12 protein-coding genes are annotated in these 16,649 nt (G+C 61.5%); all 12 read right to left on the reverse strand.

From position 1 onward, the window contains the following. Positions 1-57: 57 nt before the first annotated feature. Complete coding sequence (locus CKW11_RS15370; protein ID WP_095138181.1) at positions 58-2,832, reverse strand: hybrid sensor histidine kinase/response regulator; 2,775 nt, start codon at positions 2,830-2,832, stop codon at positions 58-60. Positions 2,833-2,931: 99 nt separating this feature from the next. Then, entirely contained in the window at positions 2,932-4,227 is a 1,296-nt protein-coding gene (gene purD / locus CKW11_RS15375; protein ID WP_095138182.1) for a phosphoribosylamine--glycine ligase, read from the reverse strand. A 149-nt stretch (positions 4,228-4,376) separates the two neighbouring features. Beyond that, positions 4,377-5,984 (reverse strand): bifunctional phosphoribosylaminoimidazolecarboxamide formyltransferase/IMP cyclohydrolase, encoded by a 1,608-nt coding sequence (purH, locus tag CKW11_RS15380; RefSeq protein WP_095138183.1) that lies wholly within the window; start codon positions 5,982-5,984, stop codon positions 4,377-4,379. Between the two features lie 82 nt (positions 5,985-6,066). Then, on the reverse strand, positions 6,067-6,387 hold the full coding sequence (gene fis / locus CKW11_RS15385; protein ID WP_003221275.1) for a DNA-binding transcriptional regulator Fis: 321 nt from the start codon (positions 6,385-6,387) through the stop codon (positions 6,067-6,069). Further along, positions 6,384-7,394 (reverse strand): tRNA dihydrouridine synthase DusB, encoded by a 1,011-nt coding sequence (gene dusB / locus CKW11_RS15390; RefSeq protein WP_007961945.1) that lies wholly within the window; start codon positions 7,392-7,394, stop codon positions 6,384-6,386. Before dusB ends, fis begins: the two co-directional genes overlap by 4 nt. 185 nt (positions 7,395-7,579) lie before the next feature. Then, positions 7,580-8,872 (reverse strand): DUF3426 domain-containing protein, encoded by a 1,293-nt coding sequence (locus tag CKW11_RS15395; protein ID WP_095138184.1) that lies wholly within the window; start codon positions 8,870-8,872, stop codon positions 7,580-7,582. A 30-nt stretch (positions 8,873-8,902) separates the two neighbouring features. Beyond that, the gene (gene prmA, locus CKW11_RS15400) at positions 8,903-9,781 is read right to left on the reverse strand and encodes a 50S ribosomal protein L11 methyltransferase (protein ID WP_027613592.1); all 879 of its coding nucleotides are present in this window, start codon (positions 9,779-9,781) and stop codon (positions 8,903-8,905) included. Positions 9,782-10,048: 267 nt separating this feature from the next. Beyond that, positions 10,049-11,407: an acetyl-CoA carboxylase biotin carboxylase subunit gene (gene accC / locus CKW11_RS15405; RefSeq protein WP_095138185.1), complete on the reverse strand. Its 1,359-nt coding sequence runs from the start codon at positions 11,405-11,407 to the stop codon at positions 10,049-10,051. A 17-nt stretch (positions 11,408-11,424) separates the two neighbouring features. Next, positions 11,425-11,889, reverse strand: a complete 465-nt coding sequence (gene accB / locus CKW11_RS15410; RefSeq protein WP_024164417.1) for an acetyl-CoA carboxylase biotin carboxyl carrier protein — start codon at positions 11,887-11,889, stop codon at positions 11,425-11,427. A gap of 48 nt (positions 11,890-11,937) precedes the next feature. Beyond that, positions 11,938-12,390, reverse strand: a complete 453-nt coding sequence (gene aroQ, locus CKW11_RS15415) for a type II 3-dehydroquinate dehydratase (protein WP_007914604.1) — start codon at positions 12,388-12,390, stop codon at positions 11,938-11,940. A 241-nt stretch (positions 12,391-12,631) separates the two neighbouring features. Continuing rightward, positions 12,632-14,578, reverse strand: coding sequence for a methyl-accepting chemotaxis protein (locus tag CKW11_RS15420; RefSeq protein ID WP_095138186.1), 1,947 nt, complete (start codon positions 14,576-14,578; stop codon positions 12,632-12,634). Between the two features lie 51 nt (positions 14,579-14,629). Then, positions 14,630-16,300: a diguanylate cyclase GcbA gene (gene gcbA / locus CKW11_RS15425; protein ID WP_095138187.1), complete on the reverse strand. Its 1,671-nt coding sequence runs from the start codon at positions 16,298-16,300 to the stop codon at positions 14,630-14,632. Between the last annotated feature and the right edge of the window lie 349 nt (positions 16,301-16,649).

Genomic DNA, 16,649 nt, shown 5'->3' on the forward strand with positions numbered 1-16,649 from the left:
GCCGAAGAGAACGGCGCAGCCGATTGAGTCACGCTCGAACTGGCGTGGTACACCTGCTTAAAAGGTCGACGCCGTACGGTTCTGCTGATCGCGCTGGGCTACCCAGTGTTCGATCAGCTCGCGCAGTTGCGACAGCTCCACCGGTTTGGCCATGTGGCCATCCATCCCGGCCTGGCGTGCGCGCTCCTTGTGTTCGGCGAGGATGTGCGCGGTCAGCGCGACGATCGGCGTGCGTATGCGCTGATTGCTGACTTCCCACGCGCGCAGTTGCTGGGTTGCCGAGAAACCGTCGAGGATCGGCATTTCGCAGTCCATCAGCACCAGATCGTAACGCTGGGCCTTCATCGCCTGCAGGGCCTCTTCGCCGTTGCTGGCGGTGTCCGGTTGCAGGTTGAGTTTACCGAGCATGCCGCGAATCACTTTGGTCGAAATCGTGTTGTCCTCAGCGACGAGGATGCGGAAGTCGCTCGGTACCTTGGCTGCCGTGGCGGGTGTGAGCACTTGCGGCTGGAACACCACCTGACCTTTATTGCGCTGGTTCAACTCGTCGGCGAGGGTGGTCTTGAGCGTATAGCCGGCCACCGGTTTGGCGAGGATGCGTTTGATCCCGGAGTTGCGCGCGATGATCTTGCTCGGCGCGTTGCTGATGCCGGTGAGCATGATCAACAGGATGTCGTGGTTCAGGCTCGGGTCTTCCTTGATCTTGGCCGCCAGTTGCATGCCGGTCATTCCGGGCATGTTCTGATCCAGCAGCACCACATCGAAATAGTCGCGCAGGTGCGCCTTGGTGCGCAGCAGCGCCAATGCTTCCTTGCCCGATGGCACGGCGCTGACGTTCAGGCCCCAGGCGCTGCATTGTTGCACCAGCACCTTGCGACAAGTGTCGTTGTCGTCCACCACCAGCACGCGTGCGCCTTGCAGCGGGCCGTCGAGGTCGGAGGTCGGGTGTTCGAGGCGATCCGGGTCCAGCGGCAGGGTCAGCCACAAGGTGCTGCCCTGATTGGCGCCGCTCTTGATCCCGAATTCACCATTCATCAGGCGAATCAGTTGCCGCGCAATCACCAGCCCGAGGTTGCCACCCAGACGGTTGGCCGAGAGGAAGTGTTTGCTGTGCAGTTCGGCGTGCAGCAGTGCATCGCGTTCTTCCGTCTCCATCGGCTGGCCGCTGTCCTGTACGGCGATGCGCAGCCGTGGTTTGACGCTGCGCTCGTCGAGGGCGACAACGATCAGCACTTCGCCTTCGTCGGTTTTTTTCAAGGCGTTTTCCAGCAGGCTCAGCAGGGTCTGGCGCAAGCGGGTCGGGTCGCCGCTGATCACGCGTGGCACTTGCGGCTGGATGAAGCTGATCAGTTCGACGTTCTGCTGTTCGGCCTTGGCGCGGTAGATGCTCAGGCAATCGTCGATCAGCGCGTTGAGGTCGAACTGCACGTCGTCCAGCTCGATCTGCCCGGATTCGAGCTTGGAGATGTCGAGGATCTCGTTGATCAGCGTCAGCAGTTCGTTGCCGGCACTGTGAATGGTTTGCACGTAATCGCGTTGCTTGACTGACAGCGGGGTGCCCAGCAGCAGTTCGGTCATGCCCAGCACGCCGTTCATCGGGGTGCGGATTTCGTGGCTGATCTTGGCGAGGAATTCGGCCTTGGCGTTGATCTCGGCATTGCTCGCGGCGAGGTCGCGGCTGATGCTGAAACGGCTTTCGGTGATGCTGCGCTGGCGTTCACCCAAGGCGATGCTCATCAGCAGGCCGCTGATGCAGATGAAGCCCATCAGGGTCATGATCAGGCCTTGTGGCGACACCAGGGTCAGCCCCAGCAACGCCGGCAGGATGATCAGCGTGCCGATGTTGAACACCACCATCCCGGCCACGAACAGTCGCGCCGGGCGATAACCTTTTTGCCAGTGATAGAAGCCGACCAGCAACATGCTCAGACCGGCCAGCGCCACCAGCGCGTAGGTGATGATGTTCAGCGGCAGAGTGTTGACGAACAACAGCAGCAGGCTGCAGATCACGATAAACAGAATGTCGCCCAGCAACAGTTTGTTCAGCGGGTGCGGGCCGAGCGGGGCGAAGAAGCGCAGGGCGAACATCAGCCCGGCCGGGGCGGTCAGCAATAACGCCAGATAAGCGCCCGGGGTCTGGATCGCGTGCCAGTTCGGCAACCAAGGCCCTGCGAGGTTGAGCAACAGCAACAGGCTCAGGCCCAGCAGGCCTTCGCAGACCGCCAGCCACAGGCTGCTGCGTGAGCGCGAGTAGGCGTAGCGCACGAGGTTGTGCAGCAGCAGCATGCCGAGGCAGCCGAACAGCAGACCGAAGATCAGCGTCTGGTTCTGGTCGGCGGCACTCATCACCGCCGATTGCAGGGTGATGTGCGGGCGCAGCTGATGGTCGGAAACCATCCGCAGATAAACATCGAGGGACTTGTCGCTCTGCGGCAAGGGCAGCAGAAAATCGCTGCTCGGCAGCGGCCGTTCGACTTGTGGCTGCTGGGTGCCGGAGGTGCGTTGTTCGATCAGCTTGTCGCCGTCGAGCACGTAGAGACTGAGGTTGGACAGGTCGGGGGCAAAGATCCGCAGCACTTGTTCGTGCTTGCCCGGCGCCAGTTTGAAGCGCAGCCACAGTGCGCCATCGGGCTCGGCCGCCGTGAGGCGATCAAGTTCGATGGGGCTGAATTGATTGGTGTAGCGAGCCGAGCGGATGTCGCTCAGTTGCAGATTGCCCTGATCGTCAAGCAATACCGACCAGCCACTGCCTTGCGCGGCCTGGGCCGGGAGCATGCAGAGCAAGGTCAGCATCGTGACGGTGAAACTTATGGCAATCCTGAGCCAGCGCACGGCGAAATCCCTTCGTAGGTTGATGCCAGAATATAACGATGCGCGGCGGCGGAACAGCCCGGCGAGGGACTGCATCCCGCGCCGGACGTGAAGGACAGCTTATTCCTGAGTTTCGCCACGTTCACGGGCAATGGCGCGGTAGCCAATGTCCTTGCGGTAGAAGCAGCCTTCCCAGTCGATGGCGGCGGCCAGCTTGTAGGCTTGCTGCTGCGCTTCGCTCACGCTGGCGCCCATGGCGGTGGCGCAGAGTACGCGACCACCGGCCGTTACCACGTTGCCATCCTTCAGCGCCGTACCGGCGTGGAAGACTTTGCCTTCCAGGACTGCGGCTGCGTCCAGACCGTTGATCGCCGCACCCTTGGCGTAGTCGCCCGGGTAGCCGCCAGCGGCCAGTACGATGCCGACGCTCGGACGCGGATCCCACTGTGCTTCAACCTTGTCCAGCGCTTGCGCCAGAGCGGCTTCGACCAGCAGCACCAGGCTCGACTGCAGACGCAACATCACCGGTTGGGTTTCCGGGTCGCCGAAGCGGCAGTTGAATTCGATGACTTTCGGGTTGCCGGCCTTGTCGATCATCAGACCGGCGTACAGGAAACCAGTGTAGACGTTGCCTTCTTCGGCCATGCCACGCACGGTCGGCCAGATCACCTGATCCATCACGCGCTGGTGCACGTCGGCGGTGACCACCGGGGCAGGGGAGTAGGCACCCATGCCGCCGGTGTTCGGGCCGCTGTCGCCGTCGCCAACACGTTTGTGGTCCTGGCTGGTGGCCATCGGTAGCACGTTCTTGCCGTCGACCATGACGATGAACGAGGCTTCTTCGCCGTCGAGGAATTCCTCGATCACCACGCGCGAACCGGCATCGCCGAACGCGTTGCCGGCGAGCATGTCGCGCACGGCGTCTTCGGCTTCGGCCAAGGTCATGGCAACAATCACGCCTTTACCGGCGGCCAGGCCATCGGCCTTGATCACGATCGGTGCACCTTTTTCACGCAGGTAAGCCAGGGCCGGCTCGATCTCGGTGAAGTTCTGGTAGTCGGCGGTCGGGATCTTGTGACGCGCCAGGAAATCCTTGGTGAAGGCTTTCGAGCCTTCCAGCTGCGCAGCGCCGGCGGTCGGGCCGAAGCAGTCCAGGCCACGGGAGCGGAACAGATCGACCACGCCAGCCACCAGCGGCACTTCCGGGCCGACGATGGTCAGGGAAACGTTTTTCTCGGCGAAGTCGGCCAGTTGCTCAAGGGCCAGCACGTCGATGGCGACGTTCTCGCACTTGGCTTCAATCGCGGTACCGGCGTTGCCCGGCGCGACGAAAACCTTCTGCACGCGCGGATCCTGAGCCACTTTCCAGGCCAGGGCGTGTTCACGGCCACCGCTGCCAATGATCAAAACATTCATTTCAAAAACCTCAAAAATCTGTCAGGCGCTGCTGGAGCGCTTTATGTGGGAGCGGGCTTGCTCGCGAAAGCGGTGTGTCAGGCAAAACGGCTGTTGCTGACAGATTGCATTCGCGAGCAAGCCCGCTCCCACATTTGGATCGAGTTGTATCAGTGACGGAAGTGGCGCATGCCGGTGAACACCATCGCGATGCCTGCTTCGTCTGCGGCAGCGATCACCTCAGCATCACGCATAGAGCCGCCCGGCTGGATCACCGCAGTGATACCGACTTTGGCTGCATTGTCCAGACCATCGCGGAACGGGAAGAACGCGTCCGAGGCCATCACCGAACCGGCCACTTGCAGACCGGCGTGCTCAGCCTTGATCGCAGCGATACGTGCGGAGTTTACGCGGCTCATCTGGCCGGCGCCGACACCGATGGTCTGACGGTTCTTGGCGTAGACGATGGCGTTGGATTTAACGTACTTGGCGACTTTCCAGGCGAAGATCAGGTCGTTGATTTCCTGTTCGGTCGGTGCACGCTTGGTCACCACTTTGAGGTCGTCGGCGCCGATCATGCCGATGTCGCGGCTCTGCACCAGCAGGCCACCGTTGACGCGCTTGTAGTCCCAGGCCGCAGCGCGATCCGCCGACCACTCGCCACAGGCCAGCAGGCGCACGTTGGCTTTGGCGGCGACGATGGCGCGCGCCTCTTCGCTGACGCTTGGAGCAATGATCACTTCAACGAACTGACGCTCGACGATCGCCTTGGCGGTCTCGGCATCCAGTTCACGGTTGAAGGCGATGATGCCGCCGAAGGCCGACTCGGTGTCGGTGGCGTAGGCCAGTTCGTAGGCCTGACGGATACCGCCTTCGGCATCCGGGCTCACCGCCACGCCGCACGGGTTGGCGTGCTTGACGATCACGCAGGCTGGCTTGACGAAGCTCTTCACGCATTCCAGCGCGGCGTCGGTGTCGGCCACGTTGTTGTACGACAGCTCTTTGCCTTGCAGTTGGGTCGCGGTGGCGATGCCGACTTCGGCAGGTTTGGCTTCCACGTAGAACGCCGCGCTCTGATGCGGGTTCTCGCCGTAGCGCATTTCCTGAGCCTTGATGAACTGGCTGTTGAAGGTGCGCGGGAATTCGCTGCGACCTTCAGTGCTCAGCACGTCGGCAGCCTGATTCACGGTGCCCATGTAGTTGGCGATCATGCCGTCGTAGGCGGCGGTGTGTTCGAACGCCTTGAGCATCAGGTCGAAACGCTGAGCGTAGGTCAGGCCGCCGGCCTTGAGATTTTGCAGAACGTTGGCGTAATCGCTGGCATTCACCACGATCGCCACGTCTTTATGGTTTTTCGCTGCCGAACGAACCATGGTCGGGCCGCCGATATCGATGTTCTCGATCGCGGTCGGCAGGTCGCAGCCGGGCTTGTTGATGGTGGCTTCGAACGGGTACAGGTTGACCGCAACCAGATCGATCGGCTGGATGCCGTGCTCGTTCATGATCGCATCGTCGATACCGCGACGACCGAGGATCCCGCCGTGGATTTTCGGGTGCAGGGTTTTCACCCGACCGTCCATCATTTCCGCGAAGCCGGTGTAATCCGCGACTTCCACTGCGGCGACACCGTTGTCGCGCAGCAGCTTGAACGTCCCGCCGGTGGAGAGGATCTCGACGCCCAGAGCGTCAAGCTCCTTGGCGAATTCGAGGATCCCGGTCTTGTCGGAAACGCTGATCAAGGCGCGGCGGATCGGCAGGCGGGTAGTCTGGTCGGTCATCTCAATTTCCATCAAAAGCAAAGGAAGTCAGCAAAAAAGGCGACCGGTTTTACGCGGGCGCCTTTCTGGTTTGATTGAATGCTTACAGCAGATCGTACTGCTTGAGTTTCTTGCGCAGCGTGCCGCGGTTGAGTCCCAGCAGCTCACTGGCCTTGGTCTGGTTGCCCTTGACGTAGTTCATCACGCTTTCGAGCAGGGGAGCCTCGACTTCGGAGAGCACCAGGTTGTACACATCCGTGACGGACGCGCCCTCAAGGTGGGCGAAATAATTGTGCAGCGCCTTCTCGACACTCCCGCGAAGGGTCTGACCTTCTTCGCTCGGGGTATTGAGGTGCTGTTTCAAATTCACGTTGTCGCTCACGGGTGCTGTTCCACTCACTAAAGTCTCGGTCATCATCGTCATGCGGCCACCCCTTCTTCGTCCCCTGTCAGGCTCTTGTAACGCTCGGCGAAAAACTCCCGAACGTTGGCGCATTGTGTTTCCGTACCATCCAAACGATTGAAGTGGGCGCGAAACTCCCTGGCGCCCGGCAAGGTTGCGAGATACCAGCCCACATGCTTGCGGGCAATGCGCACGCCCATCACATCCCCATAGAAGGCGTGAAGTGCGGCCAGATGCTCCAGCAGGATGCGTTCCACTTCGCTCAGCTCCGGCGCCGGCAATTTCTCGCCGGTACGCAGGAAGTGTTCGATCTCGCGAAAAATCCATGGCCGCCCCTGGGCAGCCCGGCCTATCAGCAGGCCATCGGCACCGGTCGCGTCAAGCACGTAACGGGCCTTTTCCGGCGAATCGATATCGCCATTGGCAAACACCGGGATCGACACCGCCTGCTTGATCGCGGCAATCGTGTCGTACTCGGCTTCACCGGTGTACAGATCGGCGCGAGTGCGGCCATGCACTGCCAGCGCGGTGATCCCGGCCTGCTCGGCGATCTTCGCCACGGTCAGGCCGTTCTTGTTGTCGCGATCCCATCCGGTGCGGATCTTCAGGGTCACCGGCACATCCACTGCAGCGACGACGGCCTGCAGGATCTCGGTAACCAGTGCTTCGTCTTTCAATAACGCGGAGCCGGCGGCCTTGTTGCAGACCTTTTTTGCCGGGCAACCCATGTTGATATCAATAATCTGTGCGCCCAGTTCGACGTTGGCCCGTGCCGCGTCCGCCAGCATCTGCGCATCGCCACCGGCAATCTGCACCGAGCGTGGCTCGGGATCGCCTTCGTGGATCATGCGCATGCGCGACTTGCGGGTGTTCCACAGGCTCATGTCACTGGTGACCATTTCCGAGACTACAAGCCCTGCGCCCAAACGCTTGCACAGCTGACGAAAGGGCTGGTCGGTGACGCCCGCCATCGGGGCGAGAATCAAACCGTTCTGCAATGTATATGGGCCGATGCGTACCGCCGACATAGGACTTCCCTGAAGTGGGGCCGGATCATGAGAGTTCGAAAAAGGGTTGGCATGATACCCGCTCTCGATGACTGGATAAAGGCTGAATTGAACAAAATCTGAACAGTTATTCTGTTATTACCCGCGGTTTGGTTGCCGTGGACAAAGTCAGAAAACTGCCGTCAAACCTGAAGCGATGAAGCGGTTCACTCGGGCGAGTGGAAACTCAGGCTGTAATTCACCGCTTTGGGGCCTGGATCGAGGATATCCAGCGCGATGTGGATCGGCGTCTGCGGCGGCATTTCCGCCAGGCCTTCGAGATCGCCATTGAGGTATTCGCCGGGTTTGAAGCGACGACTGGCGATCAGATGGCCATTAAGATCGGCGAAACGCAGCTCCAGCAGCGGGAATGGCTGGGAGAACGTCGCGCGGTTGTAGATGATCGCATCCACCACCAGCGCCCCGCTGAACTCCGGATGGCTGCGCACCACCAGGTTGCTGCTCTTGACCTTGGCGATGTCGACCTTGGACGGCACCGTGCAGCCGATCTGCGGACAGAACTGCTGAAACCATGGGCGGTACTGATCCTGGCGGGCCAGCTCATCGAAATGATAGGCGATGTACTGGCCGGCCAGACCGGCGGCCGCCAACAGCACCAGCAAGCCCCAGAGCAGGCGCCGGCCCCAGGGCGAGCGGCGTTTCTGCCAATCCAGTTGCAGCGGGTCGTCGGTCAGATCCTGCAGCACTTCGGCGCGCACGCCGGGTTCGGCACGTTCACGTTTTTTGCGCAGCGGCTCGACCGAGGGCAGCTCGTCATCGTCCGGCTCGACGTTGGCCGACAGGCGTTCGCGGCGGGCATTCGGATCGATCGGGTCGTGCAGGCGCAGTTGCGGGATCGGCGGCTCGTCATCCAGATCCACCGGCTCCAGCGACAACGAAGGCTCGGTGCGCGCGGTTTTTACCGGTTCAGGTTCGACGATCTCGGGTTCGACTTGATCTTCGGGCTCGGGCAGGCGTTCATCGTCGCGGGCGCTGAACAGGCTGTCGCGCCACACCGTTTCATCGGCTTCAGGGCTGTCGCGCCGAGCGCTCAGGGACTCTTCCCGCTGACGACCGAATTCGGTGGTTGGCTGGATTTCCCGTTGTTCGAGGCGGGCGAGTTCTTCGTCCAGATCGAGGCTGTCCAGGTCCAGCTCACTGGCGCTCCATTGCTTTTGGCTGATGGCGCGCGGCGCGGGCGGTTCGTCGTTGACGGGCGCTTCGACCACCGGCGGCGGCTCGCTGACCAGAGGCTGAGCCTGGGCTGGCTGGACGATGGCCGGCGCCACCGGCGTGACCGCTTCCTTGCCGGCGTGTTGTTCCAGCAGCTGTTTGGCGGCGTTGAACACTTGCAGGCAGGAGCCACAGCGAACCACCCCGCGGGCCACGCTCAATTGAGCATGGCTGACGCGGAAGCTGGTTTGGCAATGCGGGCACTGGGTGACGAAGCTGTCGGTCATGCGGCGATCCGGTTTATGCAGGCGGTCATTCTAGCGCCGACGGCCGGTGATACGCACCCAGCCATCGCGATTGGCGATCGGGTCCAGATCGAAGTCCTGCGCATAAGCGGCGGCGACTTCTTCACCTTGTTCGGCGAGGATGCCTGACAGGGCCAGACGACCGCCGGTTTTCACCAGGCCGGACAATTGCGGCGCCAGGGAAACCAGCGGGCCGGCCAGAATGTTGGCGACCAGCACGTCGGCTTTGACCTGCGGCAGATCTTCCGGCAGGTACAGCGGGAACAGCTCATCGGCGATGTTGTTGCGCCCGGCGTTATCGCGGGAGGCTTCCAGCGCCTGCACGTCGATGTCGGTACCGACGGCTTCTTTCGCACCGAGCAGCAGCGCGGCGATCGCCAGAATCCCCGAGCCGCAGCCGAAGTCCAGGACGTTGCAGTCTTTCAGATCCTGACCGTCGAGCCATTCCAGGCACAGGGCGGTGGTCGGGTGGGTGCCGGTGCCGAACGCCAGGCCCGGGTCCAGCAGCAAATTGACTGCATCGGGCTCGGGGGCGGCGTGCCAGCTCGGCACGATCCACAGGCGCTGACCGAAACGCATTGGCTGGAAACCGTCCATCCAGCTGCGCTCCCAGTCCTGGTCTTCGATGACTTCACTGTGATGCTCGGGCAGCGGGCTGCCGGTCAGCAGTTCCAGATGGGCCAGCACCGGCGCAGGCTCGGTGCCGCCCTCGAACAGGGCCAGCAGGTGCGTGTGCGCCCACAGTGGAGTGGTGTTGAGTTCCGGCTCGAAGATCGGCTGATCTTCGGCGTCCATGAAGGTCACCGACACGGCGCCCACTTCAAGGAAAGCGTCTTCGTAGGTTTCGGCTTGTTCCGGGCTGATGGCGAGACGTACTTGCAGCCAAGGCATGGCGGGCACCTTTGAAAAAAATATGATTGCAGCCTAGCGGCCAGCGAGAAGCGCGCAAGTTTACGCGAGCGCAGGCGGTTTGTGGGAGAGACTTGGAACGCCATCCCTTGTAGGAGTGAGCCTGCTCGCGATGGCGATGGTGCTGTCGACACATATGCTGAATGTGCCGGCCTCATCGCGAGCAGGCTCACTCCTACAGGGTTTTATGAAACCTGTAGAAACAACAAAGCCGCCCGAAGGCGGCCTTGTCTGGTGCGGACTTGAAGCTTAGTGCTTGTCGCCAGCCAGCTTGTGCTCGAGGTAGTGAATGTTCACGCCCCCTTTGCAGAAGCCTTCGTCACGAACCAGATCACGGTGCAGCGGGATGTTGGTCTTGATCCCGTCAACCACGATTTCGTCCAGGGCATTGCGCATGCGCGCCATGGCTTCGTCGCGGGTGGCGCCGTAAGTGATCAGCTTGCCGATCAGCGAGTCGTAGTTCGGCGGAACTGCATAACCGCTGTACAGGTGCGAATCGACGCGAACACCGTTGCCGCCTGGGGCGTGGAAATGCTTGACCGTGCCCGGGCTCGGCATGAAGGTTTTCGGGTCTTCAGCGTTGATCCGGCACTCCAGCGAGTGACCGCGGATCACCACGTCATCCTGCGTGAACGACAGCTTGTTGCCAGCGGCGATGCTGAGCATCTCCTTGACGATGTCGATACCGGTGACCATTTCCGAAACCGGGTGCTCCACCTGAACACGGGTGTTCATTTCGATGAAGTAGAAACGACCGTTCTCGTACAGGAACTCGAAGGTACCAGCGCCACGGTAGCCGATGTCGATGCACGCCTTGACGCAGCGAGCCAGAACTTCCTGACGTGCCTGCTCGTCGATGCCCGGTGCCGGTGCTTCTTCAAGCACCTTCTGGTGACGACGTTGCAGCGAGCAGTCGCGGTCACCCAGATGGATCGCGTGGCCCTGGCCGTCGGACAGTACCTGAACTTCGACGTGACGCGGGTTGGTCAGGAATTTTTCCAGATAGACCATCGGGTTGCCGAACGCCGCGCCAGCTTCGGAGCGGGTCAGTTTCGCCGAGGCGATCAGGTCTTCTTCCTTGTGCACCACGCGCATGCCGCGACCACCGCCGCCGCCAGCGGCTTTGATGATCACCGGGTAGCCGACTTCACGACCGATGCGCAGCGCCGTTTCTTCGTCTTCCGGCAGCGGGCCGTCGGAACCTGGAACGGTAGGCACGCCTGCTTCGATCATCGCGTGCTTGGCCGATACCTTGTCGCCCATCAGGCGAATGGTCTCGGCTTTCGGGCCGATGAAGGCGAAGCCGGAGTTCTCGACTTGCTCGGCGAAATCGGCGTTTTCCGCGAGGAAACCGTAGCCTGGGTGAATGGCGGTAGCGCCAGTCACTTCAGCGGCAGCGATGATGGCCGGGATGTGCAGGTAGGACTGAGCGGCAGAAGCCGGGCCGATGCAGACGGATTCGTCTGCCAGACCCAGGTGCATCAGCTCTTTGTCGGCCTTGGAGTAAACGGCGACGGTCTTGATGCCCATCTCTTTGCAGGCACGCAGAATCCGCAGGGCGATCTCACCGCGGTTAGCGATCAGAACTTTTTCCAACTTCGCAGTCATCAAAGGCTCTCCGCAGTTCAAACGATGGTGAACAGCGGTTGGTCGTACTCAACCGGCTGGCCGTCTTCGACGAGGATGGATTCGATCACACCGCTGGTTTCAGCTTCGATGTGGTTCATCATCTTCATGGCTTCGACGATGCACAGGGTGTCGCCTTTCTTCACGGTCTGGCCGACTTCAACGAAGGCTGGCGAGGTTGGCGAAGATTTACGGTAGAAGGTGCCTACCATTGGCGAGCGGGCCACGGTGCCGTTCAGCGCAGGAGCAGCAGCGGCAGCCGGAGCGGCAGCAGCCACTGGAGCGGCAGCGGCGGCAGGTGCAGCGGCCGGAGCCTGCATTGGCGCCGGAGCGTAGTACTGCTGAGCCGGGGTCTTGCTGTGACGGCTGATGCGTACGGACTCTTCGCCTTCCTTGATCTCGAGCTCGTCGATGCCGGACTCTTCCAGCAATTCGATCAGTTTCTTAACTTTACGGATATCCATGAATCATCAACTCCCAAGGGTCGGTCAGGGGCGTTTAACGCTTGTGGTTCAAGTCGTTGCCTGTGTTTCAAGCTGTTCTAGTGCGGCCTCCAGGGCCAGTCGGTAACCGCTGGCGCCAAGGCCGCAGATCACTCCCACCGCTACATCGGAGAAGTAAGAGTGATGGCGGAAAGGTTCGCGCTTGTGCACGTTGGACAAATGCACTTCGATGAATGGGATGCTCACTCCCAGCAGCGCGTCACGTAATGCGACGCTTGTGTGCGTAAAAGCTGCTGGATTGATCAGAATGAAATCGACACCCTCACCGCGAGCGGCGTGGATGCGGTCGATCAATTCGTACTCGGCGTTGCTTTGCAGATACAGCAGATGATGGCCGGCTTCACGGGCGCGGCGCTCCAGATCCTGATTGATCTGCGCCAGTGTCGTTGAACCGTAAGTGCCGGGTTCGCGGGTGCCGAGCAGGTTCAGGTTGGGGCCGTGCAGCACCAGTAGCGTCGCCATCTGCGTGTTCCTTGTTATGAATGAGCAGTCGTCAGAACCCGGCGACTATGCCGCAAAGGCTTTGTGACTGTCCAGTTCTCTGCAATAGCCAGCACGATGACCGATGTTTGCGCGAAATTTATGACTGAGTGATTTGATCCGGTCATTTGTGGGGACAGGAATACCGCCTTCGCGAGCAAGCCCGCTCCCACAGGGGTGCGCATTCCAATGTGGGAGCGGGCTTGCTCGCGAAGGCGATTTTTCAGACGCGGAATGCCTGCACGGCGGTATGCAATTGCCCGCCCAATACCAGCAGGTTCTCGCCCTGTTCGCGACCTTCGCCGATGCGCAGCAGGTTATCCCCGCCCAATTGATGGATCCGCTCGCTGTGATCACGAATCTCGCTGACCGCGCCGCTCTGCTGGGCGGTGATGTCGGCGATGCGGATCGCCGTGTCGGAAATGGTCTGGATCGCGCCGACGATTTTATCCAGTGCGCCATCTGCCGCTTGTGCCTGACTGGCCGTGGCTTCGGCGTGTTCGACTTGCGCACGCATGCCTTCAACCGATTGTCGGGCAGCAGTTTGCAGGCCGGCGATCAGCGTCTGGATTTCCGCCGTCGCGCCCGCCGTACGTTGTGCCAGTGAGCGCACTTCCTCGGCCACCACCGCAAAACCACGGCCCATTTCCCCGGCCCGTGCCGCTTCGATCGCCGCATTCAGCGCCAGCAGGTTGGTCTGGTCTGCGATCGAGCGGATCACCGTCAGCACGCCGCCGATGGTCGCCGACTCTTCGGCCAGATGCTCGATCATCTGCGCGTTGCCTTGCACCTCGCCGACCAGCGCATGCAGGCCGGTGAGGCTCTGGCCGATCACGGTTTGTCCGTGCTCGACGGCAAGACCCGCATGGCGACTGGCATCGGCGGCCTGTCGTGCATCGCCAGCGACCTGCTGAATCGTCGCTTCAAGCTCACCCAGCGAATCGCGGATCAGCGCGGTGTCGCCGGCCTGATGCTCGGCGCCGGTGTGCAGGTCATTGCTCAGCTCGGCCAGGGTGCGGCTGCTGCCTGCGACCTGTTCGGCGTTGCCGCGAATCGTCCCGACCAGATCCACCAGATACGCGCGCAAGCGGTTGAGCGAAGCCTCGATGTCATGCAGTTCGCGGTTGGTCTTGCCCAACTGAATGTCGCGACTGAAATCGCCTTCAGCCCAGGTCGATAGCGCCGGGGCGAGGTTGGTCAGAGTGCGCGACAGGCGCCGCTGCAGGGTGTCGATCAACAGCGCGATCAGCAGAATCAGGCCGATCATCACGCCCTGCATCAACCGCACTTCACCCTGGATCTGCCCGTGCTGGGCGCGTACCACCGGCTCGAGTCCGGCGATGGCGTGTTGCACGGCAGCGATTTTCAGGTGGGTCGCGGTGCTCAGGTCGGTGCGTTTCTGGATCTGCTCGCGGGTACGTGCCAGCTCCGCCGGATAGCGACCGAGCAGGCTGTTGAGTTCGCGCTTGAGGCCGACACCGGCGTCTTCGGCGGCGGCTTTTTCGGTGCTTTCGATGCCCATCATTGCGGCGAAATCATCACTGCCGGATTCGTTCCTGGCGACCACGCCGAGCAGGGGCAGGGCGTCGATGGCCTGAGCCTGGATGCGGATATTGTCGACTTCGCGCTCGACGTCGGCGGCCAATTCACTGCGGCCGCTGCTGACCAGTTTGTCGCGGGCCAGCGACAGCTTGCCCAAGTGTTGCGAAGCGACGAGCAGCGGCGTCAGGTAAGAAGCGTTGCCATTGGCGTAGGTGCTGAGTTGATCGAGGCTGGCGCTCAGTTCGCGTTCGGCCTGCAACAGCAACGCCTGCGGATCACCGGCCAGTTTGCCGGCCGCGAGCAGGTCGGTTTTGCTGAATTCTTCGAGGCTCGCCAGACTTGGTCGCAGGGTGTCGGCCAGTGCCGGCGGCAGTTCGCCGAGTTCCTTCTGCAAGCCGTCGATGGCCTGACTGGCACTGCTCAGGCGCAGGGCGTCGCCGCTGGCGAGGTAGTCCTCGACATTGCGCGCCACGTCATTCTGAAATTGCTGCGACAGACCGAGGTAGCGCTCCATCAACAGATACGGACGCTCCAGGGCTTTTTGCGACCACCACAGCGTCGCGCCGAGGGCCACGCAGACGGCGACCAGCAGCAGAGTGTTGAGATTGGTGAGCAACTTCAGGCGCATGACGGCTACCAACGGCAGAAATGGTAAGCGCCTGAATTTATTGCGGTTCTGTTACAGGGTTATGACCGAATCGGTGGATTCCGATGAAAAAGTGGCACTTTGCTTTGAGTCGCGCGCGGTCTGCACCCGATTGCGTCCGGCGCCTTTGGCGCGGTACAGCGCTTCGTCGGCCTGACTGGCCATCATCAGGCTGTCGGAGTCTTCGTGCATTTCCACTACGCCGGCGCTGAAGGTGCACCACAAATCGTGCGGCTGCGCCGGGTAGTGGATTTCGGCGAAGCGCTGGCGGATCTCGTCGAGCACTTTGTGCGCCGCTTCTATATCGGTGTCGGGCATGACGATAGCGAATTCTTCTCCGCCGTAACGGCCGATGAAGTCGGTCTTGCGCAGGCGTTGCTTGAGGAACAGCGCCAGGCTCTTGATCACTCGGTCGCCCATCGGATGGCCGTGGCTGTCGTTGACCCGTTTGAAGTGGTCGATGTCGAGCATGGCAAAGCTCAGCGGCTTGTTCTCGCGACGGGCGCGGAACGAGCAGTCTTCGAGCAATTGCAGGATGTGCGTGTGGTTGTACAGGCCGGTGAGGCTGTCGCGGACCATCCGCGCCTTGAGGTTGCGCGCACGGGCGGCGCGGTTGCGCACAGTCGTAATCAGATGCCGAGGCTTGATCGGTTTGGTCAGGAAGTCATCGCCGCCCTCGCTCATGGCGTCGAGCTGTTTATCCAGATCGTCTTCGGCCGAAAGATAAATGATCGGCACGCTGACGTAGCGGTCGTTGTGGCGAATGACCTTGGCCAGTTCGGTGCCGGTGCAGGCCGGCATGTACATGTCGAGGATGATCAGATCCGGCTGGAAATCCGCCAGTTCGGCCATCGCCTGGATCGGTTCGATCAAGGTGCGGGTGACGATCCCGGCGCTGTTGAGCAGGCGCTCGGTGTGCAAGGCCTGGGCGCGAGAGTCGTCGATGATCAGCACTTTATAAGGTTCGTACTGGGCGACGCAGGTCAGGACTTCGATCTTCTCCAGCAGGCTCGACGCTTCGAGGGTGCCGGTGAGAAATTCCTGGCCGCCGGCGCGCACGGCGGCGAGGCGGGTCGGGGTGTCGGTTTCGTGCAGGCTGAAAAACAGCAGCGGCAGCGGTTCTTCCAGGCCGACCTGGGCTTCGGCAGCCAGTTGCAGGCCGACGCCGGGCCCGCTGAAGTCCACGTCCATGACGATCGCGGCGGGCAAGCGCTCAACCATCGAGGAGCGAAACGCCGAGACACTGTCCAGCGCCTGCGCGGTCAGGCCGAAAAATTCCAACTGCTTGGCCAGCCGCTCGGCGCGGTCGTGATCCTGCAACATGACGTAGATCGGTTTGCGCAGTGGCGGCAGGAAGGTCTGATCGAGTTGATCGCCATGGCGCAGACCGGTGCGCGACAGGCGCTGCATCAAGCGATTGAGATCGGTGATAAGGCCGCTGCTCAGGCGCCCACGATTGGCGTCCACCGCTTCCAGCGACTGACCGATATGACGCGCGAGTTGCGTATGCTCGGGCTGTTCGAAGCGCTCGGCAAAACGCAGCAGACGCAAATTGGCCTCGCTCAGTTCGGCGAGGTCGGCGGTGGACCACTCACTGCGTTGCAGGCGCTGCCATATCTCAAGAATCTGACGTGCCTGATGAATTACCCGCTGGGCAAAGTGGTGCTTGAGGCGCTCACGGCTGGGGTCTTCTGGCTCGGTCATATCCTGACTACTAGTTAGGGCGCATGCTGAGATCGACTGGTGGCTCTATGCTAGCACCTCTTTTCCCTTATATGAGTGTCGTGCGTCAATAATCTGCGGTGCTGCACAATTCAGTTTCTGACCGGGTGGTATCGGATTGGACCTGTTCGTCGGTGAGCCTCCCGTAAACCGGGCGTATGGCGCTGATCGATGGGGCAAAACGCCTGTGTGCACAACGCTGTGCTGCAGACAGGCGCTGATCTGCAATTGCCTGTTCCGGGGCGTCTTTGGTGATAGTGCATCAGGGAAACCCCTAGAGAGTTCGCGGGGCGATGCCGCGCGTTCCGTGGATTTTCTGCTTCTCTTCAAT

Source organism: Pseudomonas sp. Irchel s3a10 (genome assembly GCF_900187525.1).
Classification (GTDB): domain Bacteria; phylum Pseudomonadota; class Gammaproteobacteria; order Pseudomonadales; family Pseudomonadaceae; genus Aquipseudomonas; species Aquipseudomonas koreensis_G.